General features: G+C 28.1%; 23 protein-coding genes and 1 pseudogene. 22 read left to right on the top strand and 2 right to left on the bottom strand.

All coding sequences use genetic code 11. The features are described from left to right. Together VN21_RS14535 and VN21_RS14530 are read right to left on the bottom strand one after the other, a co-directional pair. Positions 1-794: pseudogene (locus VN21_RS14535) on the bottom strand (FUSC family protein); the annotation flags it as partial. 250 nt (positions 795-1044) lie between these two features. Continuing rightward, positions 1045-2214, bottom strand: a complete 1170-nt coding sequence (locus VN21_RS14530; RefSeq protein ID WP_046823895.1) for an AI-2E family transporter — start codon at positions 2212-2214, stop codon at positions 1045-1047. A 183-nt stretch (positions 2215-2397) separates the two neighbouring features. Here VN21_RS14530 and VN21_RS18895 point away from each other — a divergent pair, with 183 nt between their 5' ends. From VN21_RS18895 to VN21_RS14430, 22 genes are all read left to right on the top strand, one after another. Further along, positions 2398-2574: a hypothetical protein gene (locus tag VN21_RS18895; RefSeq protein WP_167335605.1), complete on the top strand. Its 177-nt coding sequence runs from the start codon at positions 2398-2400 to the stop codon at positions 2572-2574. A gap of 143 nt (positions 2575-2717) precedes the next feature. Beyond that, positions 2718-2876 (top strand): hypothetical protein, encoded by a 159-nt coding sequence (locus VN21_RS18890; RefSeq protein ID WP_021429484.1) that lies wholly within the window; start codon positions 2718-2720, stop codon positions 2874-2876. A 30-nt stretch (positions 2877-2906) separates the two neighbouring features. Beyond that, entirely contained in the window at positions 2907-3542 is a 636-nt protein-coding gene (locus VN21_RS14525; protein ID WP_046821970.1) for an endonuclease/exonuclease/phosphatase family protein, read from the top strand. A 109-nt stretch (positions 3543-3651) separates the two neighbouring features. After that, positions 3652-4938 (top strand): VanW family protein, encoded by a 1287-nt coding sequence (locus VN21_RS14520; RefSeq protein WP_046821971.1) that lies wholly within the window; start codon positions 3652-3654, stop codon positions 4936-4938. A 335-nt stretch (positions 4939-5273) separates the two neighbouring features. Then, a complete protein-coding gene (locus tag VN21_RS14515) occupies positions 5274-6263 on the top strand; it encodes a protein kinase domain-containing protein (RefSeq protein WP_046823894.1) in 990 nt (329 codons plus the stop codon). 122 nt (positions 6264-6385) lie between these two features. Next, on the top strand, positions 6386-7330 hold the full coding sequence (locus VN21_RS14510; protein ID WP_052952084.1) for a potassium channel family protein: 945 nt from the start codon (positions 6386-6388) through the stop codon (positions 7328-7330). A gap of 78 nt (positions 7331-7408) precedes the next feature. Then, positions 7409-8596, top strand: a complete 1188-nt coding sequence (locus VN21_RS14505) for a D-alanyl-D-alanine carboxypeptidase family protein (protein ID WP_046823893.1) — start codon at positions 7409-7411, stop codon at positions 8594-8596. 318 nt (positions 8597-8914) lie between these two features. Beyond that, the gene (gene rpsB / locus VN21_RS14500; RefSeq protein WP_021433574.1) at positions 8915-9637 is read left to right on the top strand and encodes a 30S ribosomal protein S2; all 723 of its coding nucleotides are present in this window, start codon (positions 8915-8917) and stop codon (positions 9635-9637) included. A 63-nt stretch (positions 9638-9700) separates the two neighbouring features. Next, the gene (tsf, locus tag VN21_RS14495) at positions 9701-10606 is read left to right on the top strand and encodes a translation elongation factor Ts (protein WP_046823892.1); all 906 of its coding nucleotides are present in this window, start codon (positions 9701-9703) and stop codon (positions 10604-10606) included. 66 nt (positions 10607-10672) lie between these two features. After that, positions 10673-11377 (top strand): UMP kinase, encoded by a 705-nt coding sequence (pyrH, locus tag VN21_RS14490; RefSeq protein WP_021429515.1) that lies wholly within the window; start codon positions 10673-10675, stop codon positions 11375-11377. Between the two features lie 24 nt (positions 11378-11401). Continuing rightward, positions 11402-11959: a ribosome recycling factor gene (gene frr, locus VN21_RS14485; protein ID WP_046823891.1), complete on the top strand. Its 558-nt coding sequence runs from the start codon at positions 11402-11404 to the stop codon at positions 11957-11959. Between the two features lie 2 nt (positions 11960-11961). Continuing rightward, on the top strand, positions 11962-12165 hold the full coding sequence (locus VN21_RS14480) for a hypothetical protein (RefSeq protein WP_046823890.1): 204 nt from the start codon (positions 11962-11964) through the stop codon (positions 12163-12165). Positions 12166-12195: 30 nt separating this feature from the next. Next, positions 12196-12930: an isoprenyl transferase gene (locus tag VN21_RS14475; RefSeq protein ID WP_046823889.1), complete on the top strand. Its 735-nt coding sequence runs from the start codon at positions 12196-12198 to the stop codon at positions 12928-12930. A 12-nt stretch (positions 12931-12942) separates the two neighbouring features. Then, complete coding sequence (locus VN21_RS14470; protein ID WP_021429455.1) at positions 12943-13719, top strand: phosphatidate cytidylyltransferase; 777 nt, start codon at positions 12943-12945, stop codon at positions 13717-13719. A gap of 64 nt (positions 13720-13783) precedes the next feature. Then, a complete protein-coding gene (locus VN21_RS14465) occupies positions 13784-14935 on the top strand; it encodes a 1-deoxy-D-xylulose-5-phosphate reductoisomerase (protein ID WP_046823888.1) in 1152 nt (383 codons plus the stop codon). A gap of 12 nt (positions 14936-14947) precedes the next feature. Beyond that, on the top strand, positions 14948-15967 hold the full coding sequence (gene rseP, locus VN21_RS14460; protein WP_226896719.1) for an RIP metalloprotease RseP: 1020 nt from the start codon (positions 14948-14950) through the stop codon (positions 15965-15967). A gap of 31 nt (positions 15968-15998) precedes the next feature. Then, on the top strand, positions 15999-17060 hold the full coding sequence (gene ispG / locus VN21_RS14455; protein WP_046823887.1) for a flavodoxin-dependent (E)-4-hydroxy-3-methylbut-2-enyl-diphosphate synthase: 1062 nt from the start codon (positions 15999-16001) through the stop codon (positions 17058-17060). A gap of 132 nt (positions 17061-17192) precedes the next feature. After that, the gene (locus tag VN21_RS14450) at positions 17193-19127 is read left to right on the top strand and encodes a [FeFe] hydrogenase, group A (protein WP_046823886.1); all 1935 of its coding nucleotides are present in this window, start codon (positions 17193-17195) and stop codon (positions 19125-19127) included. A gap of 74 nt (positions 19128-19201) precedes the next feature. Beyond that, complete coding sequence (locus VN21_RS14445) at positions 19202-19783, top strand: hypothetical protein (protein ID WP_046823885.1); 582 nt, start codon at positions 19202-19204, stop codon at positions 19781-19783. A gap of 15 nt (positions 19784-19798) precedes the next feature. Beyond that, entirely contained in the window at positions 19799-20401 is a 603-nt protein-coding gene (locus tag VN21_RS14440; RefSeq protein ID WP_046823884.1) for a hypothetical protein, read from the top strand. A gap of 130 nt (positions 20402-20531) precedes the next feature. Continuing rightward, complete coding sequence (locus tag VN21_RS14435) at positions 20532-22268, top strand: HAMP domain-containing methyl-accepting chemotaxis protein (protein ID WP_046823883.1); 1737 nt, start codon at positions 20532-20534, stop codon at positions 22266-22268. Between the two features lie 238 nt (positions 22269-22506). Beyond that, the gene (locus VN21_RS14430) at positions 22507-24261 is read left to right on the top strand and encodes a methyl-accepting chemotaxis protein (protein WP_046823882.1); all 1755 of its coding nucleotides are present in this window, start codon (positions 22507-22509) and stop codon (positions 24259-24261) included. The last annotated feature ends 30 nt before the right edge of the window (positions 24262-24291 follow it).

Raw genomic sequence — 24291 nt, 5'->3', positions numbered from 1 at the left:
TTTTGATTTATATCTTTATTTAAATGATACTTTAAATTATTTAATTCATAACTAATCATTGATAAATCTTCACTATCATACAAGCTTGTATTTTGTCTATAATCATCTAGCATAGTATTTATTCTTTCAAAATTAAAAACTATGTTAAAAACATTAGATCCATTACCAGTCAAGAAGAAACCTTTTTTTCTATTATCATAAATAATAGTTTTTATTTTTCGCATTGAATTATTTATTTTTAAATCCAAAGATTCACTATAGTCATTTTGATTTTTTAAATATTCAGCTTTTTGGGCTATATAAATACCTAAATCCATTAATACTTTATCACTAGCTTTTTCTAATTTATTTTTATTAACTAATATTTGTGAAATCATTATGATTAAAGCCCCAGCAGCTAAAGATGTTAGTCTTAAAGGTAGTTGATCTAAGCTAACAGGCGCTCCAATCATAAATAAATATAACAATCCAAATGCTACATCCAAATGACTTCTTAAATTATAACTAAATAGGTATGCTACTATAAACATAGCTACTAAATTACAAACAATTCCTAAAAATATATTTTGAACAGCTAAAAATGAAAATACTCCTAAAAATAAATTGATTCCTACCAATTTAAATGTATTTTTAATTGGAGATATAGCTAAGTTTCGTTGTAGAAGCATTAGCAACATAGTTATAACTATAACCCCAATTAAAGAATTTTCTTTTCCAAATATAGAAATAAAAATATTTATGAATGCAAATATAATTATAAACAGTAATGTTTTAGGTAAAATCTGCTTTTTCATAAACCCTCCTTTTCGAATTATATTTTTTATTTTTACGATAATATTAATTTTATCAGATTTATTATTTTATTCAAATTAAGTAAAATTCGAAACCACACGTACTTTTAACTTAAATAGATAATTTTATTTAATTACCTATCATACATTAATCATTAAGATTTCTATAAAAAAACTATTCCCCAACAAACGTTTGAATAAAAATTATAAAAATAAAAAACTACCCAAATTTAAATCTGGGTAGTTTTTTATTTTACTTTTTAAAATAATCTTTCGTATTAACAGGTAGACCTTTTTTATCTAGTTTTTCCTCTATTACTTCTTTAATAATTGAGTAAATTATAGCAAATAAAGGAACTCCTATAATCATTCCTACTAAACCTAGGAATTTTCCTGCCACTAATAGTGAAAATAAAATCCAAAATGCTGAAATACCTATAGAATCACCTAATATTTTAGGTCCTATAATATTTCCATCTAATTGTTGAATAACTATAATTATTAGCATAAACCATAATGCTTTTATTGGTGATACGAATAGGATTATTATAGTTGCAGGTATAGCTCCAAAGAAAGGTCCAAAAAATGGTATTATATTTGTTATGCCTATTATTACTGATATAAGCAGTACATATGGCATTTTGAATATAGTAAGTACTATGAAAGTAAGTACTCCTATTATAGCAGAATCTATTATTTTTCCACTCAAGAATTTTCCAAATGTATCATTACTTCTATCAACTAGTTGTAATATTCTTTTAGAATGTTTTTCATTAAATACTGCACACACTACTTTTCGTCCTAACGCACAAAACTTTTCTTTGTCTATAAGTAAATAAATAGATATTATAACTCCTAGAACTATATTCCATACACTAGATGCTACTATTCCTAAAGCTTGTCCCACAACTGGAAGTAATTCCGCAGCAATACTTATAAAATAGTTTATAAAGTCAGTAAGTTTTGTAACCGCTATATCTAAATATTCCTTATCTATATTCAAATCTTTTGTATATTTAGTTAAAAGATCTGATAAATTAGTTAAATATGTAGGTATATCATTGACAAGTCCAAGCATACTTTCTACTAATTGAGGTAATACAAATTGAACAAATAAAGCTAATAAAATAAATGCTGCTATATAAGTAATTAAAAGACCTAGAGCTCTTTTACTTTTAGGCTTTAATTTATTTAATTTGTTTTTATTAAATATTCGCTCTTCCACAAATACTAATATAAAATTCAATAGATAAGCTATAACAGCCCCTATTATAAATGGTTGAAGCGTAGATATAATACTACTTATTTTCCCCATAAATACACTTGTATCACTCGCAATGCGATAAAAAATAATACTACAGCAAATAACTATAAACGAATACACAGATATAGTAGTATATTTACTGTTCCAATTTACTTTCATTTTTACCTCCTAATATAATATATAAACTTATATCTTTAATATAAGCATTAAATAGCATTAAGTGTCAATAGATTATAGTATAAATTCATATAAAATTCTATTTGACTCCAAAATTTTACTTAGAATAAATTTAATATTTTAAGCTTAAAATAACTACATACTTAAAATAAAGGAGATTTAAAAATGTCTAAGAAAACTAAAACTGAATTTAATAATCAATGGGCAACTTCTTTGAATGATTTAACAAGCAAGTCAGAATCTATACAAAAAAATGAAAACAATAATCAATGGACTTCAACTTTAAAAAATTCTTCAGAAGCTTATTTAAAAGATTTATCTTCTAGAAAACATAAAAAATAATTTTTTCCTATTGAAAACGAACAGGTGTTTGATTTTTAATAAGTATTAAAGGAACAGTTGTTCGGTTGAAGTTTAGTAATAAATAATGTCATACATGAATATAAATAGTATAAATTATTAATTTATGAAGGAGAGAAAGACCAATGATGATATCAAATAGAAGACTAGAGGAAATAACTATAAATAACCTAAGAAAGGGAGATGTTAGCATAGGAGAATTAGATGAATTATATAAAAAAATGGGATTCTTATTTGTTATAAATCAAGGTAAATGTACAAGGATAAAAAAAGAAAGAAGTTAAAATTTATGCAACTAAAATTTAGGAGGATAAATGAAAATTATAACTTACAACATTCATAAAGGGATGGATTTACACAATAAAGATACCCTAGATGAATTATTAAGTTTTTTAAAAAATATAAATGCAGATATAATATGTCTTCAAGAAGTGCTAGAGAGTATACATTTTAGAATTTTAAATGATTTAAATATCCAAGGGTACTTTTTAAAAACTGTAGAACTAAAAAGTGATAATTATGGAATTGCTATCTATTTTACTAAAGGTGTAAACTATGTAGATGGGTTTTATTTAAGTAGCAAAAAAGAGCAAAGAGGATTTATTCATACACAATTTTTTATAAATAATAAATTAGTTAACATAATAAATACCCATTTAGGGTTAAGTGAAGAAGAAAGACAAATTCAAATTGAGGAAATATATAACTATGGAAAAAAATTAAGAGGGAAAATCATTATATGTGGTGATTTTAACCAAATAAATGTAAAAATAAAAGAATATTATGATTTAGCTATATTGTTTGATTGTGAAAATATAGAAACTTTTGAACCTAGCAAATCTAGAATAGATTATATATTTATGTCTAAAAATTTAAGACCGAGTAAATATAAAGTAGAATTTATTGATTTATCTGATCATTATCCTGTAATAGGAGAATTTATTATATAAATATACAAGCCTCTACAATTGTGACAATAAAGTTACATATACTTAAGAAACGTTGTTTTATAAAGTTCATTTAAATATAATTATCTTAAGCAAAGTAGGGGGGAATGAAATGCAACAAAATATAGCAGTAGAAGAAAAAAAAGAAAGAGCAAAACTCAATAACACATCAAAAAAAAATTTAAGTATTTTAGCAGCAATTATTTTAACACTTATAATAATAGCAGCTATAGGCATAAAATCATTTAATAAAAAATACATTTACAATGGCAAGATAGCTACTAATATGTATATTGGAAATGTAAATGTTTCAGATCTTACACCTAATGAGGCTAAATTAGCCGTAGCAAATGAATATAAGCCTAAAAGTATAGCTATAGATTACAATGATAAAAGTTTTACAATAGATCCAAATAAAATTGATTTAAAATACGATGTAAACAAATTTGTTGATAATGCATACCAATTCAACAAAACTGATTCGTATTTTAAAAATGTGGAAAGAGTTATTTCACTTCAAAGAGGAAATAAAGAAGTAATAGCTATAAATCCTACATATAATGAAAAAAAATTAGATTCGGCATTAGATCAAATAAGCAAAAAGGCAAATAAAAAAGTTGCTGATGCAAAGCTATATATATCAGATTCAGGAAGTTTCACTATAACTTCAGAGGTTATAGGACAAGAAGTAGATAAAAAATCTACGAAGGAAAATATAAAAAAATCTTTAGCTGAAAATAAGTTTAACGGGATGGAGCTTTCCATAAAAAGCGAAAAACCAAGTATAACTTCAGATATGTTAAAAAGTGTAGACTCATTATTGGCAACTCACAGTACTAGATATACAAATTCATCAGCTAATAGAGCTTACAATATAATTAGGGCATCTAATAGTACTAGTAATATAGTGCTCATGCCAGGAGAAGAATTCTCATACAATACATCAACGGGACCTAGAAGTAGATCTAATGGTTATAAAGATGCACCTGTAATTGTAAATGGGAAGGTACAAGATGGATCTGGAGGGGGCGTATGTCAAGTATCTACAACTATATATAATTCAGCTCTTTACTCAGGGCTTGATATAACAAATGTTAGAAATCACTCATTGCCATCTACATATGCACCTAAAGGAAAAGATGCAACTGTTGCCTATGGATCTATAGATTTAAAATTTAAAAATCCATATAAACATCCTATATATATAAAAAATTCAGCATATAATGGAACAGTAACAAGTACTATATATGGAAGCTCAAAGGATAAACAAAATATAAGTGTAGTAACTGAAAATGTAGGAAGTAGTAATGTGGTTAAGACTTATAGAGAGTTTAAAGATTCTAACGGAAAAGTAACGAAAAAAGAGTACATAACAACAAGTTCATATAAGAAAAAATAAAATTAATAATAATATACTAAATAATATATATATATATCCGTATATAATTTTAAAGGGTTATAGTTGCTTGACTTCTATAAATCTAGCAAATTGTATACGGATATTTTTGTAAATATTAAAACACCTCTATATTAATTTCAGAGAATTTAAAAAAGTTTAAAGTCAATAATAATTGGGTATGACCACAAAAATAAACTAAAACACTGAAACTATATAAAATAACAAAAAAATATAAATGTGGTCATGTAATACTTATTAATTACAATTATTTCCAAAGTTGTTATAATATAACTGAGGGTAGAAAATGTTTGCATGCATATTGGGAGGGAGATTATTTGGTATATATAGGAAAAAGATATGAAATTGTAGAAGAAATAGGAAGATGTTCTAACTCGTGTCTATATAAAGGAAGAGATTCTTACGATAAGCAACTTGTTATTATAAATATCATAGATAAAGGAATAATTAGAAGTGAAAAATTTATATCTAATTTAATTGATGAATCAACATCTATAAATGAAATTAACTCACCAAATATACTTAAAGTAAAAGATGTAGGTATGGATAAACTTGAAAATGGAACGGAATTATACTATGTTATAAGTGAGTATATGGAAGGTAGTACTTTAAATCAACTAACTAAATTTCATAAATTGAATATTGATGAAATAATTATAATTTTTAGACAAATATTAAATGCACTAGAAGTAATACATAGTTATGATATATATCATGGATGTTTACAGCCGAGCAATATAATTATAGACGAAGGTTATAATGTAAAGTTAAGTAATATTGGAATTATAAAATCTAATAATAAAATTTTTAATAATGGAATAAAAAAATTTTCTAAAAATTTAAAGTATATGTGCCCTCATCAGATTTGCCTAGGATATACAGATAAAAGTAGTGATTTTCACGCTTTAGGAGTAATTTTATTTGAGTTGATATTTGGAGAACACCCTTATGGAGAAGCAAAAAATGAAGAGGATATTATAAGAAGAATGGACAAGGGGATATGTTGGAAACAAATTGATACTGAAAAAAGTCCGGAAAAAATAATAAATATAGTGAAAAAATTATTAAGTCGAAAGCATAGATATCAAACACCTCAAGAAGTTATAATAGACTTAAGTGAATATTTATATGAAGTTGAAAACATATGTGAAAAAGATGAGGAAAATAAAAATATTGAGCAAGATTTAGCAGTATATAAAGATGAACATATAAAAAATAATAAACACATACATAGATTTAGTAAATTTGCAGCACTAGGAGCAATTGCTATAGCTTCTTTTTTAGTGCTTGGAATGACTATAAATTAAAACTGTTTCAAAGATTAACTTTGAAACAGTTTTTTTTATAACTAATGAAGTTATTATATTATGAATAAAATTTAGTTAATATCAAAAAATAATAACTATAAAATTTGGAGGACGTATAGTCGATGATTAGATCACATATAAATTTTAAAAAAAAACAATGCATAGATTATACTAATTTAATATTTGATGAAGTTGTTATTATAAATAGCGATAAACTATATGAGTTAAGTCAAAATGAAGATATAGATTTTTCTAATGCTTTATTTAAAAAAGATGTAGTATTTGATAATTGTAGATTTGAAAAAAATATTATTTTTAGAAATGTCATATTTAAAAGTAATGTATCTTTTAAAAAATGTGTTTTTTATGGAGATTGTATATTTGAAAATGTAGATTTTGCTAAAAATTTAACTAGTGAAAAAATTTTTATACATTCAAAGATAAAAGGTCAGAAGGTTTATTTTGAAAATATAAAAAATATGCCTAGATTAGATGGTATTATTTTTAGTAACTGTTCGAAAGTTTTATTGAAAAATATAGAGTATAGTAAAAATGATTATGAAAATGCAAAGATTAATTATAGAATAGCAAAAAATCAGTGTAGTGTAACTGGAGATTATGAAAAACTTGGACACTATTATTATATGGAAAGATATTATGGAGGCAGATGTATAAAAAGAAGTGCATTTAGAAGTAATATGCAATATATAAATGCTAAATTTATGGATTTTTTATCAAGGATAATAATTGGATATGGAGAAAAGCCTCTAAATATTTTTATAATATCTTTTTTTATAATAAGTTTGTTTGCTATTTTATATATGATAACGGGAATTAATTATAACAATGAAATAATAAAAATAGATAAATTTAAAAACATACATGATTTTATTAAAACCTATATTGATTTATGGTATTTTAGTATGATTACATTTAGTACCGTAGGATATGGAGATATGACGGTAATAAATATAGCTGGGAAAGTGCTAGTAAGTATAGAGGTTTTTATTGGTGTAACTATGGGAGCATCATGGGCTTCTGTAATTTTTAGGAAAATGTCAAGATAGTAAATAATTACTAGATATATATTTAAGTAAATAAGTTAAAAATTAATATATACTTATTAACTTAAGAAGGTGAAAAAAATGACATTAGGAGTAAAGAAAACAGTATCATTTATTTTAATTTTAGCATTTATAACTCCATACACTATATTTGCAACAGAAAAGGAAAAAGAAGTAGATAAGTATTCTCTATCATCTATATTAATAGACCAAGATACAAATAGAGTTTTATATGCTAAAAACCCAGATGAAAAAAGACCATTAGCTAGTTTAAGTAAAATGATGACATTTTTAATAGCTATAGAAGCTATTGAAAATAAGCAAGTAAATGCGAAAGATAAAATTAAAATAACTAAAAAAATCGCATCTGTAAAAGGATCGAGTTATCATTTGAAAGAAAATGAAGATGTAGAGTTAATTGAACTAATGAAAGGGTTAATGATAGTTTCGGGAAATGATGCAGCAATTGCCATAGCTACTCATATAGGGAAAAGCCCAGAAGAGTTTGTAAAGATTATGAATAAAAAGGCTAAAGATATAGGTATGAATAATACTCACTTTGTAAATCCTCATGGATTACCTATATATGACTTACAAAATCCTAAGGCTCAACCAAAACAAAATATATCAACAGCTAGAGATATAGCAACCCTTGGAAAGTACATGTTTGACAATTATGAAAAACAAGTTACATCAGTTACTGATATGGGAACTTATTCAAATCCAAGTAGAGGATTCGAAAAAAATAACACAAATCCTTTATTAAGAATAATTCCTGATGTTGATGGAATTAAAACTGGATATACAGGCAATGCAGGATACTGCTTATCGTTTTCGATGAATGTAAAAAAACAAAATGATATACGGAAATATAGAGTTATAGGGGTGTCTTTAGGAGCTAATCACAAAAACAAAAGACTATCAGCATCGTTAGATATGCTAAACTATGGAAAAGAAAACTACCATACAGAACGAGTAATAAGAAAAAATGATTTGATAGGGAAAAAATATATAAAAGGATTAGAAGAATTAGAAGTAGAGCTTAGAACTAAAGATGAGTTATATACAATCTTAGGAAATAAAGAAAATTTAAATTCCCAGTTAACTTTAAAAGAACTAGAATACCCTATTAAAAAAGGTGATGTATTAGGTGTAATTAAATATTATACTGATAATGGAGAAATATTGGGAAGCATTGATATAGTTAGTGCTAAAGATGTGAATAATGCATCTTTAATTACTAAAATTAAAATGTTACTTTCAAAATAACACAAAAAATAAGATAGAGTTAATCATCTATCTTATTTTTTTGTGTGCTGAAAAATTAAAAATTGATTTAAAAAAGTTAATTTGAATATATATTTTAAAATTTGTCAATAATTAATTAGGGAAATGAAGAAAAATATAAAATAATAGTACATATTAATAAGGATATAAAATTCATAAAATATATTGTAATTTATAATAGGCTATGATATACTAACTGAGGTAAAAAATAAAATAACGCACGGCTATGTGATCTCTAAAAGGTGCCTAGAGGGTTTTTTAGAGAGTTGATCAAGTCGGAGGTAAAACCAGGAGGTAAAAATGGCAGTAATATCAATGAAACAATTATTAGAAGCTGGTGTTCATTTCGGACATCAAACAAGAAGATGGAATCCTAAGATGGCTCAATATATATTCACAGAGAGAAACGGAATATATATAATAGACTTACAAAAAACTGTTAAAAAAGTTGAGGAAGCTTACAGATTCACTAAAGAAGTAGCTGAAACTGGAAGACCTATATTATTCGTAGGAACTAAGAAGCAAGCTCAAGAAGCTATAAAAGAAGAAGCTGAAAGATGTGGAATGTTCTACGTTAATGAAAGATGGTTAGGTGGAATGTTAACAAACCACAAAACTATAAAGACTAGAATAGACAAGTTAAGAAAGTTAGAAAAAATGGAAGAAGAAGGAGTATTCAACGTTCTTCCTAAGAAAGAAGTTATAAAATTAAGAGCTGAAAAAGAAAAATTAGAGAAATACTTAAACGGTATAAAAGATATGCCTGAATTACCAGCTGCTATATTCGTAGTAGACCCAAGAAAAGAAAACATAGCTATACAAGAAGCTCACAGATTAGGTATACCAGTAATAGGTATAGTTGATACAAACTGTGATCCTGAGCAATTAGACTTTGCTATACCAGGTAACGATGACGCTATAAGAGCTGTTAAGTTAATAACTGGTGCTATGGCAACTGCTATAATAGAAGGAAGACAAGCTATAGCTGATGATCAAGAAGAAGTAACTGAAGATCAAGAATAATAAAATAATTTAATGGTAAGGGGGCATACCCTTACCATTAGTAATATATAGGAGGGAATACCAATGGCTATAACTGCACAAATGGTTAAAGAGTTAAGAGAAACTACAGGTGCCGGAATGATGGACTGTAAAAAAGCTTTACAAGAAGCTGAAGGAAATATGGAAAGAGCTATAGATTTATTAAGAGAAAAAGGATTATCTAAAGCTGCTAAGAAATCTGATAGAATAGCTGCTGAAGGATTAGTTGCTATAGAAATGAACGCTGATAACACAGTTGGTGCTATAGTTGAGATAAACTCAGAAACAGATTTCGTTGCTAAAAACGAAGATTTCAAAACTTTCGTTAAAGATGTTGCTGAAATGGCTTTAGCTACTGAGAAAGAAGATGTAGCTGGACTATTAACTGAATCTCATAAAGAAGGAGCTTTATCTGAAGTATTAAACAACAGAATAGCTACTATAGGAGAAAAGTTAGACATAAGAAGATTCGAAAAAGTATCTACTAACGGACAAGTTGCAGGATACATCCACGGTGGTGGTAAAATAGGTGTATTAGTTGAATTAGAAACAGAAGCAAGAGATGCTGACGTATTAGCAATGGGAAAAGATATAGCTATGCAAGTTGCTGCTATGAATCCTAAGTATGTTTCTAAAGATGACGTAGACCAAGACTACATAGCTCATGAAACAGAAATATTAACTCAACAAGCATTAAATGAAGGAAAACCAGCTAATATAGTTGAAAAGATGATAAAGGGAAGATTAGAAAAACAATTAAAAGAAGTTTGTTTAGTAGAGCAAACTTTCGTTAAAAACCCAGATTTAACTATAAAGCAATTAGTTGCAGACGTTGCTAAAAAAGTAGGTTCTGAAATAAAGGTTGCTAGAGTCGTAAGATTCGAAGTTGGTGAAGGTATAGAAAAGAAAGAAGAAAACTTTGCTGAAGAGGTTGCTAAGCAACTTAAGTAATTAACCAAAAGAGAACACTTCGGTGTTCTCTTTTTTAAAAAGTGGATTAACTAAGGAGGATTTCAAATGACAAAGCCGATGTATAAAAGAGTATTACTTAAATTAAGTGGAGAAGCACTAGCTGGAGAAAAGGGATTTGGTATAAACAATGACGTTGTAAATGAAATAGCTAATGCTATAAAACAAATTCAAGGTATAGGTGTAGAAGTAGCTGTAGTTGTTGGAGGAGGTAACTTCTGGAGAGGAAGAACATCAGAAGGTATGGACAGAACTACTGCTGACTACATAGGAATGTTAGCTACAGTTATGAATGCTATGGCTCTACAAGATGCTCTTGAAAACATAGATGTATTAACAAGAGTGCAAACTGCTATAGAAATGAGACAAATAGCAGAACCTTATATAAGAAGAAAGGCAGTTAGACACTTAGAAAAATCTAGAGTTGTTATATTCGGAGCGGGAACAGGAAATCCTTACTTCTCAACTGATACAGCAGCTGCACTTCGTGCTGCAGAAATGGAATCAGAAGTTATATTATTAGCAAAAAATGTTGATGCAGTATATGATAAAGATCCAAAGGTACATGCGGATGCTAAAAAGTTTACAGAACTTAGTTATATAGAAGTTTTACAAAAAGAACTTAAAGTTATGGACTCAACTGCTACATCTTTATGTATGGATAATAAGATACCAATAAAGGTATTTGAACTTTCTACAGAGAATATAATAAAAGCGGTTATGGGTGAAAATATAGGAACTACTGTAAAATAATAAACTTTTAAGGAGGAAAATATAATGAGCGCACAAGTAAAAAAACAATTAGAAGAAAAAATGAATAAAACAATAGAAGCTCTTAAATCAGAATTTACTACAATAAGAGCAGGAAGAGCTAATGCTCAAATGTTAGATAAAATAAGAGTTGATTACTATGGAACACCAACTCCTGTAAATCAAGTAGGGGCAATATCAGTTCCAGAACCTAGAACTTTAATGATAAATCCTTGGGATAAGACTGTTATGGCTGAAATAGAGAAAGCTATAAGAAATTCAGATTTAGGATTAAACCCAACTAATGATGGACAAGTTATAAGAATATCAGTTCCAGCTTTAACAGAAGAAAGAAGAAAAGAATTAGCTAAACAAGCTGGTAAAGTAGCAGAAGAGTTTAAAGTTAGATTAAGAAATGAAAGAAGAGATGCTAACGATAAACTTAAAAAAATGGAAAAAGATGGCGATATAACTGAAGATGATTTAAAGAAATCTCAAGATGAAGTTCAAAAATTAACTGATAAGTTTGTAAAAGAAGTAGATGCGTTATTAAAAGCTAAAGAACAAGATATAATGGCGGTATAATATTGGAAAGTTATTATAACTTATTAGGACTTCATACTGAAGAAGTAGAGAGCTTTTTTAAAAAAGAAAATAAACAATATACTATAACTACTATAAATGGTTACAAAGATCAAGATGCTTTAATTATTCCCAGAGTTATTAAAATATCTAAAGTAGGAAATAGTATAGAAATAATACAAACATACTTTGCTGACTCCTTAAAATAGGAGTCAGAAAATTTTATTGGGAGGTAGTTTATGAATAAAAACACTATATATGACATAAACTTAAGTAACGTACCTACTCATATAGCAATAATAATGGACGGGAATGGGAGATGGGCAAAAGAAAAACTCCTTCCAAGAACAGTGGGTCATAAAGCTGGAGTTGAAGCTATAAGAGCTGTAACTAAAGAGTGTTCAGCATTAGGGGTAAAGCACTTAACTTTATATGCATTTTCTACAGAAAATTGGAAAAGACCAAAGTTAGAGGTAGATGCTTTAATGAACCTACTTTATACATATCTAAACAAAGAGCTTAAAGAACTACATAAAAATAATGTAAAAATAACAACTATTGGTGATATAGATGTATTACCTGGTAAATCTCTAGATGCTATAAAAAATGCAATTGATATAACTAAAGATAATACTGGATTAAACTTAAATATAGCATTAAATTATGGTAGTAGAAATGATATAAAAAATGCAGTTGTAGATATAGTAAAAAATTGTAAAAGTGGTAAAATAGATATAGAAGATATAACTGAAGATACTATAACAAAATATTTAAGCACTAAGTCTATACCGGACCCAGACTTAATTATAAGAACTAGTGGTGAACAGAGAATAAGTAACTTCTTATTATGGGAAATTGCATATTCAGAATTTTATTTTACAGATGTATACTGGCCTGACTTCGATGGGAATGAAGTAAGAAAAGCTATATATGTTTACCAAAGTAGAGATAGAAGGTTTGGTGGACTTAAGTAAGGAGATTATTTTATGGTTGTAAGAATCATTGCTGCATTAGCGCTAATACCATTATTACTATTTGTAATATATGGGGGGCTACCACTATATATAGCAGAAGCTATTATAGGAATTATTGCATTGGATGAGTTTTATAAGGCATTTAAAAGTAAAAATATACAACCTATAAGTATTTTAGGATATTTATTTGCCGTATACTTGTCTTTAAAGCATATTTTAAATTTGAAAAATGAATACACATATGTAATTGTATTTTTACTATTTTTGGTAGGAATAATTTATATTTTATCAGGCAAGAAAAATATTATAGATTTTTCTATAACATTTATAGGAATATTTTATGTTCCTATATTCTTAGATTATATAGTTTTAACAATTAATGATTTTAAATTAGGTGCAATTTATGTATGGTTGATATTTATTATATCATTTATGACAGATACATTTGCATATTTTAGTGGGTATTTATTTGGAAAACACAAACTAATACCTACAATAAGTCCTAAAAAGACAATCGAAGGCAGTATTGGTGGAATTTTAGGATCTACAATTTGTTGTGTAATATTTGGCTATATCTTTAAGTTAGATATACCCCACATGGTTTTAGTGGGAAGTATAGGAAGTATTGTAGCACAATTTGGAGATCTATTTGCATCAGCTATAAAAAGATACGTAGGAATAAAAGATTATGGAAAATTAATACCAGGACATGGTGGTATATTAGATAGATTTGATAGTGTTATACTAGTAGCACCATTTGTTTATTATGCAATATATTTATTTATTTAGCTTCAGGGGTTTCTGAAGCTTTAATTGTATAATATTTAAATTATCAGAAAGGAATACAAAGGCAATGAAAAGAATATCAATATTGGGGTCAACAGGTTCTATAGGAACTCAAACATTAGATGTAGTGAGAAAAAATAAAGATAAGTTTGAAGTAGTAGCTATATCTGCAAATAGTAGCATAAATTTATTATTAGAACAAATAACTGAATTTAAACCAAAGTATGTTGCTGTATATGATGAAGATAGTGCTAAAGCATTAAAAAATATGATACCAAGCGATATAGACATAAAAGTTTTAAGTGGAATGGAAGGCTTGGTACAAATATCATCTTTAGATGAAATAGATGTACTTTTAACTGCTATAGTAGGTATGATAGGTTTAGTGCCTACTCTTGAGGCAATAAAAAAAGGTAAGACTATAGCACTTGCAAACAAAGAAACTTTAGTTACAGCAGGTCAATTAGTAATGGAAGAGGCGAAGAAAAGAAATGTAGATATACTTCCTGTAGATAGTGAACATAGTGCTATATTTCAATGCTTAAATGGTGAAAATAAAAAAGAAATAGATAGTATAATTTTAACTGCATCAGGAGGACCATTTAGAGGTAAATCTAAGCAAGAACTAGAACATGTAACTAAAAATGAAGCATTAAAACATCCGAATTGGAGTATGGGAAGAAAAATCAGCATAGACTCATCAACTCTCATGAATAAAGGATTAGAAGTTATAGAAGCTAAATGGTTATTTAATGTAGAACCGGATAAAATAGATGTAGTGGTTCACCCTCAAAGTATAATACATTCTATGGTTCAGTTTGTAGATAGTTCTATAATTGCTCAGATGGGATGCCCTGATATGAAATTACCTATACAGTATGCTCTAACATATCCAAATAGACTACTTAATGATTTTGAAAGATTAGATTTTTCTAAACTAAGCAGCTTAACATTTGAAAAGCCAGATTTAAATACATTCCCATGCTTGAAACTAGCTTATGATAGTTTAAAAATGGGAGGTACATACTGTGCAGTATTAAATGCGGCAAATGAAGTTTTAGTAAATGAATTTTTAGAAGATAAAATTAAGTTTTACGATATTCCTAAGTATATTGAAAAAACGTTAGAAGCACATAAAAGTATAGAAAAACCGACATTAGAAGAGATATTACATATAGACAATTGGAGCCGTGAGTTTGTAAAACAGTGTATAAAATAGGATGGTGAAAATATGAATATAATAACTATATTAATAGCTATTTTAGCTTTTGGTGTGATAGTTTTTATTCATGAACTTGGGCACTTTTTATTTGCAAAAAAAGCAGGTGTTAGAATTCATGAATTTGCTATTGGTATGGGACCGAAAATATATAGCTTTAAAAAAGGTGAAACAGTATATAGTATAAGACTACTTCCTCTTGGAGGATATGTTGCTATGGAAGGTGAAGATGGAGACTCACATGACCCAAGAGCATTTGGAAATAAGAGTATACTTCAAAGAGCAAGTATATTATTTGCAGGGCCATTTTTTAATATAATTCTGACAGCTGTAATTTTAGCAGGTATATACATGTATCAAGGAATGCCAAGCACAACATTAAAAGAGGTTATAGACGGAAGTGTTGCTCAAAAAGCTGGGATTCAAGCTGGAGATACTGTAACTGAAATCAATGGTAATAATATAAAAAATTGGAATGAATTAAGTAAAAACATTCAAGATTCCAAGGGAAAAGAATTAAAATTAACTATTGATAGAAATGGAAAAGAAAAACAAATAGAGGTTACTCCAGAGCCTAAAGAGGGTAACTACTTAATAGGTATATATCCAGAAAATAAAAAAGATATTCTGGGATCATTTGGAATGGCTATAAAATCAACTATAGCTATGTTAGGTCAAATGATTGGATTTTTAGGCAAATTAATAACAGGAAACTTACCAGGTGGATTAGAGGGTTCAGTTGCAGGACCAATAGGTGTAATAAGCATAGTTGCAGATGCTACAAAAGTAGGTGTACTGAATGTATTATACTTAGCAGCTGTAATAAGCTTAAACTTAGGGGTATTGAATTTACTTCCTATACCAGCTCTTGATGGAGGAAGATTATTCTTCTTATTTATAGAGTTTTTAAGAGGTGGAAAAAAGATAGATCCAGAAAAAGAAGGTATGGTAAATCTAATTGGATTTGGAGCATTAATGGTGTTTATGTTATTTGTAACATATAAAGATATAGTTAGATTAGTTGGAATGTAGCAACGTTTTACTAGAAAGTGAAGGTGAGATTATGAGTTACGAAAGAAGACTTAGTAGAGAAGTTAGTGTAGGAAGCTTAAAGATAGGTGGGAATAATCCTATATCTATACAATCTATGACAAATACAGATACAAGAGATGCAAAAGCTACAATAGAACAAATTAAAAGATTAGAAGAAGTTGGATGTGATGTAGTTAGAGTCGCTGTTCCAGATATGGAAGCTGCTAAAAATATAGGTGAAATTAAGAAAAATATAAATATACCTGTGATTGCAGATATACATTTTGACCATAGATTAGCTTTAGAGGCTATTGACCAAGGGGTTGATGGAGTTAGAATTAACCCAGGAAATATAGGTAATATAGAGAAAGTTAAGATGGTTGTAAATAAATGTAAAGAAAAAAATCTTAAAATAAGAATAGGTGTAAATGGAGGTTCATTAGAAAAAGAACTTCTAGAAAAGTATGGATCTGCTACAGCTGAAGCTCTTGTAGAAAGTGCTCTTGGGCATGTTAAAATACTTGAAGATTTAGATTTTTGCAATATTGTTATATCGCTTAAATCATCTGATATTTACAAAACTATAGAGGCATATGAACTTATATCTAAAAAAGTTGATTACCCTCTTCATATAGGGATAACAGAATCAGGAAGTGTAAAAAAAGGAACTATAAAATCCTCTATAGGAGTAGGTGCTCTTTTATTAAAAGGAATAGGAGATACTATAAGAATATCTCTGACAGGAGACCCTACAGAAGAAGTTATAGTAGGAAAAGAGATACTTAGAAGCTTGGATTTACTAAATGATAAAATAAAGGTTATATCTTGCCCAACATGTGGAAGATGTAATATAGATCTTATAAGTGTAGTAAATGAAGTTGAAGAAAAAATCAATAAAGTAGATAAGGATATGACTGTTGCTATAATGGGATGTGCAGTTAACGGTCCTGGAGAAGCTAAAGAAGCAGATATAGGAATTGCAGGAGGAAAAGGGGAAGGATTATTATTTAAAAAAGGTGAAATAATCAGAAAAATAAAGGGCGATAACTTAGTTGAAGAGCTTTTGAATGAGATAGATAAATTTAATAAATAATAAAAAGTTAAGTTGATACATTATGTTTCAACTTAACTTTTTTTTTACAAAAATTAATTGGAATATTATGTTACAATAATGGAGAAGTTAATTAATAATGTAAATTTAATTTCTATTTAAGGAGAGTTCAAAATGGGAGATAATAAATCAACAATAATTCAAAGTTCATTGGGATCTGTTTTCACAGTGTTTAGTGAAGAAGAGCTAAAGCAAATTACTGATAGTAGTAGAAAGATTGCTATTTCAGGTAAAATAAATAACCCCGGAATTATAGAAGTTCCGGAAAGTGCAACACTTAAGGATATTATAGATTTAGCTGGAGGAATAATAAAAAATAGGGATTTTAAAGCAGCTCAATTGGGAATTCCATTTGGAGGTTTTTTAACAGAAGATAGTTTAGAGAAAGAACTAGACTTTACTTTATTTAACTCAGAATGTAGTAGAACTATAATAATTCTTTCTCAAGAAGACTGTATAGTTCAGTATGCTAAATTCTACATAGATTTCTTAATGGGAAGAATGAAAGATGATAAATTTAAAAAATATGCAAAAGTTAAAAATGAAATAATGGAAATGTGGAAGATATTAGATAGAATTAGTAAAGGAAGATCTAATATGAGAGATGTTTTCATATTAAGAGAACTTGCAAATGAAGTAAAAGATACTTTAAATCAAAAGCACAATATAATGCAAGAAATAATAGATAAATTTTATGAGGAAATAGAAGAGCATATAGAAGATGAAAAATGCTATACAGCTCAATGTAATAATCTTATTAAGCTTACTATAACTGGTAAATGTATAGGATGTGGGGCATGCAAAAGGGCTTGTCCTGTTGATTGTATAATAGGAGAAAGAAAAGAACAACATTATATTGACTACAATAGGTGTACTCATTGTGGCCAATGTATAGCATCATGCCCAGTTGATGCGATAACTGCTGGGGATAATACTCTTAAATTTTTAAGAGATTTAGCTACTCCTAACAAAATTGTAATTACTCAAATGGCACCAGCTATAAGGGTAGCTATAGGAGAATCATTTGGATTTGAACCAGGAACAAATGTTGAGAAAAAAATTGCTGCGGCACTTAGAAAGTTAGGTGTAGACTATGTATTTGATACTACTTGGGCAGCAGACCTTACAATAATGGAAGAGGCAGCGGAACTACAAGAAAGATTAGAAAAACACTTTGCAGGGGATAAAGATGTTAAGCTTCCGATACTTACATCTTGTTGTCCTGCTTGGGTTAAATTTATAGAACAAAACTACGGAGATATGTTGGATGTTCCATCAAGTGCAAAATCTCCAATGCAGATGTTTGCTACAGTTGCTAAAGACTTGTGGGCTAAAGAAGAAAAAGGACTTAGTAGAGATGAAGTAACATCTGTAGCTATAATGCCATGTATAGCTAAGAAGTATGAGGCATCAAGACATGAGTTTTCAAGAGGGTTAAACTATGATGTAGATTATGTTATAACGACTAGAGAGCTTATAAAAATATTTGAAGACTCAGGAATAGATTTAAAAGAAATTGAGGATCAAGAAATAGATCAAGTTTTAGGTGAATATACAGGCGCTGGAATAATATTTGGAAGAACTGGTGGTGTAATTGAAGCTGCAACTAGAACAGCAATAGAAAACATGACTGGTAAAAAGTTAGAAAATGTAGAATTTACTTGCTTAAGAGGATGGGATTCATTTAGAGCATGCGATTTAGAAGTAGATGGAATAAAACTTAGAATAGGAGTTGCATATGGGTTAAAGGAAGCCGGGAAAATGCTAGATAAAATAAGAGCAAAAGAAGAATTTTTCCATGCAATAGAGATAATGGCATGTCCAGGTGGCTGTGTAGGTGGCGGAGGTCAACCTAAAGCTAAAAAAAGAATTGAAAGTATAGAAAAAAGAGCAGAGGGATTAAATAACATAGATAAATCATCTGATTTAAGAGTATCAAAGGAAAACCCAGCGGTACAAGCTATTTATGATAAGTACTTAGGTAAACCATTGAGTCATAAAGCACATGAACTCCTTCATACAAAGTACTTTGTCAAAGTAAAAAAATAAATATTTCATTTAGATAAATAAAAATTGATTTTATAGGGATAATATGAATGTAGTCTGTTGGAAGGAGAATTTTTATGCGTAATATTAAAATATTATCAATGATTTGTATTATAATTGGTAATGTTTTATTAGGTGGATGTAGTTTTTATAAAAATACTAATCATAATTCAAACAATAATGAAAGTGCTAATCAAAATGGATTAAGCATTTTTGAATATAATGAGCAATTTACTAGTTCATATAAAAAATATATAGAACCTCTATATATAGAAGAATTTGATAATGCTGAGAAGTTTTTGGAAAATCAAGAACTAACAAGTAATACAGACTATCTTGATGAATACAAAAATTTACTAGTAATATGTGAAAGGCATATATCAGGATTTAAGAAAGATATGAATAATTTAGTAATGCAAGATTTAAAACTCACTGATATGAATAATGATTTAGTAGAAAATAGCAATAGTTTAATAACTGAAATAAACAGTAAGATAAATGCTTTGGAATCCATCCCCAGCGAAAAACATTCTTTAGATTCAGAGAACTTTATAGATTATATAGAATCAAATTTTCAAATATCTGAAATAATTACGGAGAAGTTTGGAAATTCTATAAAAAGTATAAAAAGTTATTTAAATATAGAATTAAACAAATAAACTTGGAGGTAAATCATGAAATATTCAAAACTTGTAATGCTAGGATTAATAGGAGTACTTACTTTCGGTGCTGTAGGATGTACAAATAAAACAGCTGAAAAAACAGAAGAAAAAAAAGCAACACAATCAACAACTGAAAATATAGACAACATGTATAAAGATATGACTTTAGAAAATTACAAAACAGAGTTTGGAAAGATGTATCAAACTAATATGGCTAGATTAGACAACTACAATGGTTATGAGCAAATAAGAGTAGATGAAGCTACAAAAGATTACCCAGGAAATGAAAAATATGTAGCAGATTTAAAGAAAAATTATGAAGAAAGCAAGAAACAAGTCGATGAATTTACAACATCACTAAAAAAAGTTGATACTAAAGATCCTAAAGTAAAAGAAATGAATGATAAATTAATATCTGAATCAGAAAAATTAAGTAAAGAATTAGATACTAGAATTAAAAAATTAGGTGAAATACCAAGTGATTTAATGTCTAAATCAGAAGTTGAATTTAGACAAGGACTAAGTGATACATTAAAAGTTGATGAAAATGTAAAATCAGATTTCACTAAATTTATGAATGATACAAAAGAATTCTTTGGAATAAAAACTAAATAGAGAAAAAAATAAAAAAGGCTTTATAAGCCTTTTTTATTTTTATTTGATAAATAAAATCTAAAGTGTTAAAACATTTATCCGTATCATAATTACAAATAAATTAAAAATTAAGGGGTAAGGAGATACGTTTATGAGAAACTGGAAAATAAGTAAAAAATTAATTATATCTTTTGGTATTTTATTAATTATTACAGCATGTGCAAATTTTTATGCTATAAATAACCTGAAAAAATCAGAAAAGCTAAGTAATCAGTTATTTGAAGGACCTTATAAATCAACAAATCAAACTATGAAAATTCGTAGGGATTTAGTTTCTATTGGTAGGAATATGGGAAATGCAATGATAGAAAAAAGTCCAGAATATTATGGGAAGATAGTACGAGAAGACTTTGATAGCGTTGAGGAAAATATAAAGTTACTTAGAAGTTCATTTGATGGAGATAAAAAGTTAATAGATGACATTGAATCATCTATTGTAAAATTTAGGGAACAATTTGAAATAGTTCAATCTGCTATGGAAAGAGGGGACTACGATGGAGCTATAAAAATAACTGAAAAAAATACACCATACTGGGAAGTTTATAACAAGTGTGTTGAAACAGCAACAGCTCTTAATGAAAAGGCAGAGGCTAGAGGAATAGAATTTAATAAAGAAGTAAAAGAAATTTCTTCAAAAGCTACTGCGATATCAATAGCTAGTAGTGTTTTTGCCATAGCAGTAGGTATAATAATATGTATATACATAACAAGAAGTTTAAAGAAACCTATAGAAGAACTTGAAATAGCTGCTAATAAAATGGCTAGTGGAGATTTTGATATTTCTGTAAGTTATGAATCGAAAGATGAACTTGGAACTTTATCAAGTAGTATGGATAAAATGAGTAGAGAAATAAAAGAAATTATAACTGACACAGTTAGAGTTTTAGGAGATGTAGCATCAGGGAACTTTAACACAGAGACAAATGCAAATTATATAGGGGTTTTTAAATATATTGAAAACTCTATAAACAAAATAACAATTGATTTAAGTGAGACAATGGAACAGATAAATACAGCAGCTGAAGAAGTAGGAGCTGCATCCGATCAAGTTGCTAGTGGGTCTCAAATGTTATCACAAGGAGCAACAGAGCAAGCAAGTGCAATCGAAGAATTATCTTCTACTATAAATGAAATATCTGAAAAGATAAAAGGAACTTCAGAAAATGCAAAGCAAGCTAATTCTTTAACTTTAAATGCAGCAAAACAAGTTCAAGAAGGTAATGAGCAAATGAAAGAAATGATCAAAGCAATGGAAGATATAACATTTACATCAAATGAAATAGGAAGAATAATAAAGACAATAGATGATATAGCATTCCAAACTAATATATTAGCATTAAATGCAGCAGTGGAAGCAGCAAGAGCAGGAGAAGCTGGTAAAGGATTTGCAGTAGTTGCAGATGAAGTAAGAAATCTTGCAGCAAAATCAGCAGAAGCAGCAAAGAATACAGCTACATTAATTGAAAATTCAATAGATGCAGTAGAGAATGGAACAAAAATTGTAGACAATACGGCAGAGTCACTTCAGAAAATAATAAGTACAACTAATAGAACTACTGCTTTAGTAAATGATATAGCAAAAGCATCAGAGGATGAATCAAACTCTATAAATCAAGTAACATTAGGAGTAGATCAAATTTCGCAAGTTGTACAAACAAACTCAGCAACATCAGAAGAAAGTGCAGCAGCAAGTGAAGAGTTAAATGGACAAGCTCAAATGTTAAAATCACTTATAGATAACTTTAACTTGAAAGGTATAAACAGATCAAATAATAATATAAATTTTAATGAAGATGAAGAAAATGAATTAGCATTTAATAATTATTAAATAAAATTATCAAAAAAGAAGCTTTAAAGCTTCTTTTTTTATTTTTGTAATTAAATAGTATTTGTAGATATAGTTATTAGTTTAAATTAAAAAGTTATTTAATAAAAAGATTTTAATATTTAATAGAGCTAATTTCTGACAATTAAACTCTAAAGCATGTATATATTTATCCGTATAAAGATAGAGCAAATTATTTTGATTTGTAATATCAGCAAAGTTAAAGCAAGGAGGGTTATGTATGAAAAATTTAAAAATAGGTAAAAAATTAAGTTTGTCTTTTATTGTGGTGTTATTAGTTACGGTAGCTGCAAATCTTTATTCTATATCAAACTTAAAAAAAGCTGAAGAACTAAATGATGATTTATTTAAAGGACCATATATGGTTACAAGTGAGAGTATGGGAATTCGTAGAGACTTGGTTTCTATAGGTAGAAATATAGGAAATTCGATTTTGAGAGAACAACCAGTGGAGTATAGAAAGACAATTTTAGAAGATTTTGACAGTGTGAATAAAAGAATTGATTTAATTGAAAAGTCTTTTTCAGATGAAGAAAGTGAAATTATAAAAAAGAGCCAAACATCAATTGCTAATTTAAGAAGTTCAATTAACAATTTAAAAAATGAATATGAACAAGTTTATGCCCTTTTAGAAAAAAAGGATTACAAACACGCTGAAGAAATAACGGCACAAAATACAAAATATTGGGATATATATAGTTCTTGTGTAGATCAATCTGTAAATTTATATGAAAATGCACAAACATTAGGAACTCAATTTAATCAAAGTGTAAAAGAAACATCATCAACTTCAAGATCGATATCTATAACATTAAATATTATTTCGGTAATAATAGGTGTAGTTATATGTGTGTATATAACAAGAAGTTTAAAAAAACCTATAGAAGAACTTGAAGTAGCTGCTAATAAAATGGCTAGTGGAAATTTTGATATTGATATTAATTATGAATCAGAGGATGAATTAGGATCTTTATCAAGAAGTATGATTAAAATGAGTAACGAAATAAAGGATATTATAGAAGATACAGTTAGAGTTTTAGGTGAAGTTGCATCAGGAAACTTTAATGCAGAGACAAATGCAGAATATATAGGAGTTTTTAAATATATTGAGAACTCTATAAACAAAATAACAACTGATTTAAGTGAAACAATGGAGCAAATAAATATAGCCTCTGAAGAAGTTGGAGCTGCATCAGATCAGGTTGCAAGTGGATCTCAAATGTTGTCACAAGGGGCAACAGAACAAGCAAGTGCAATTGAAGAGTTATCTTCAACTATTTCTGAGATATCTGAAAAGATTAAAGGTACATCTGAAAATGCTAAGCAGGCTAATTCATTATCTTTAAATGCCGCAAAACAAGTTCAAGAAGGTAATAACCAAATGAAAGAAATGGTTAAAGCAATGGAGGATATAACATTTACATCAACTGAAATAGGAAGAATAATAAAAACAATAGATGATATAGCGTTCCAAACCAATATATTAGCATTAAATGCAGCAGTAGAGGCAGCGAGAGCAGGAGAAGCAGGGAAAGGATTTGCAGTAGTTGCAGATGAAGTAAGAAATCTTGCAGCAAAATCAGCAGAAGCAGCAAAAAATACATCTACATTGATTGAAAATTCAATAGAAGCAGTAGCAAATGGAACAAAAATTGTAGATAATACAGCAGAGTCCCTTGAAAAAATAATAAATACAGCAAATAGAACAGCTAAATTAGTAAATGATATAGCAAAAGCGTCTGAAGAAGAAGCTAATTCAATATCTCAAGTTACATTAGGTGTTGAACAAATTTCTGAGGTTGTACAGACAAACTCAGCAACATCAGAGGAAAGTGCAGCGGCAAGTGAAGAATTAAATGGACAAGCGCAAATGTTGAAATCTTTAATAGAGAACTTTAAAATAAAGAACGAAAATAAGTTTAAGAATAATATAAGTTTTGGTAGTGATGAAGGACAAAGAGTAGGTTCAAATTAATATGAAAAATTAAATATTATGAATAAATTT

The sequence above is a fragment of the Paraclostridium benzoelyticum genome, from assembly GCF_001006285.1.
Lineage (GTDB): Bacteria > Bacillota > Clostridia > Peptostreptococcales > Peptostreptococcaceae > Paraclostridium > Paraclostridium benzoelyticum.
Note: the sequence above shows the minus strand (reverse complement) of the source record. Positions and strands in the feature narration are given on the sequence as shown.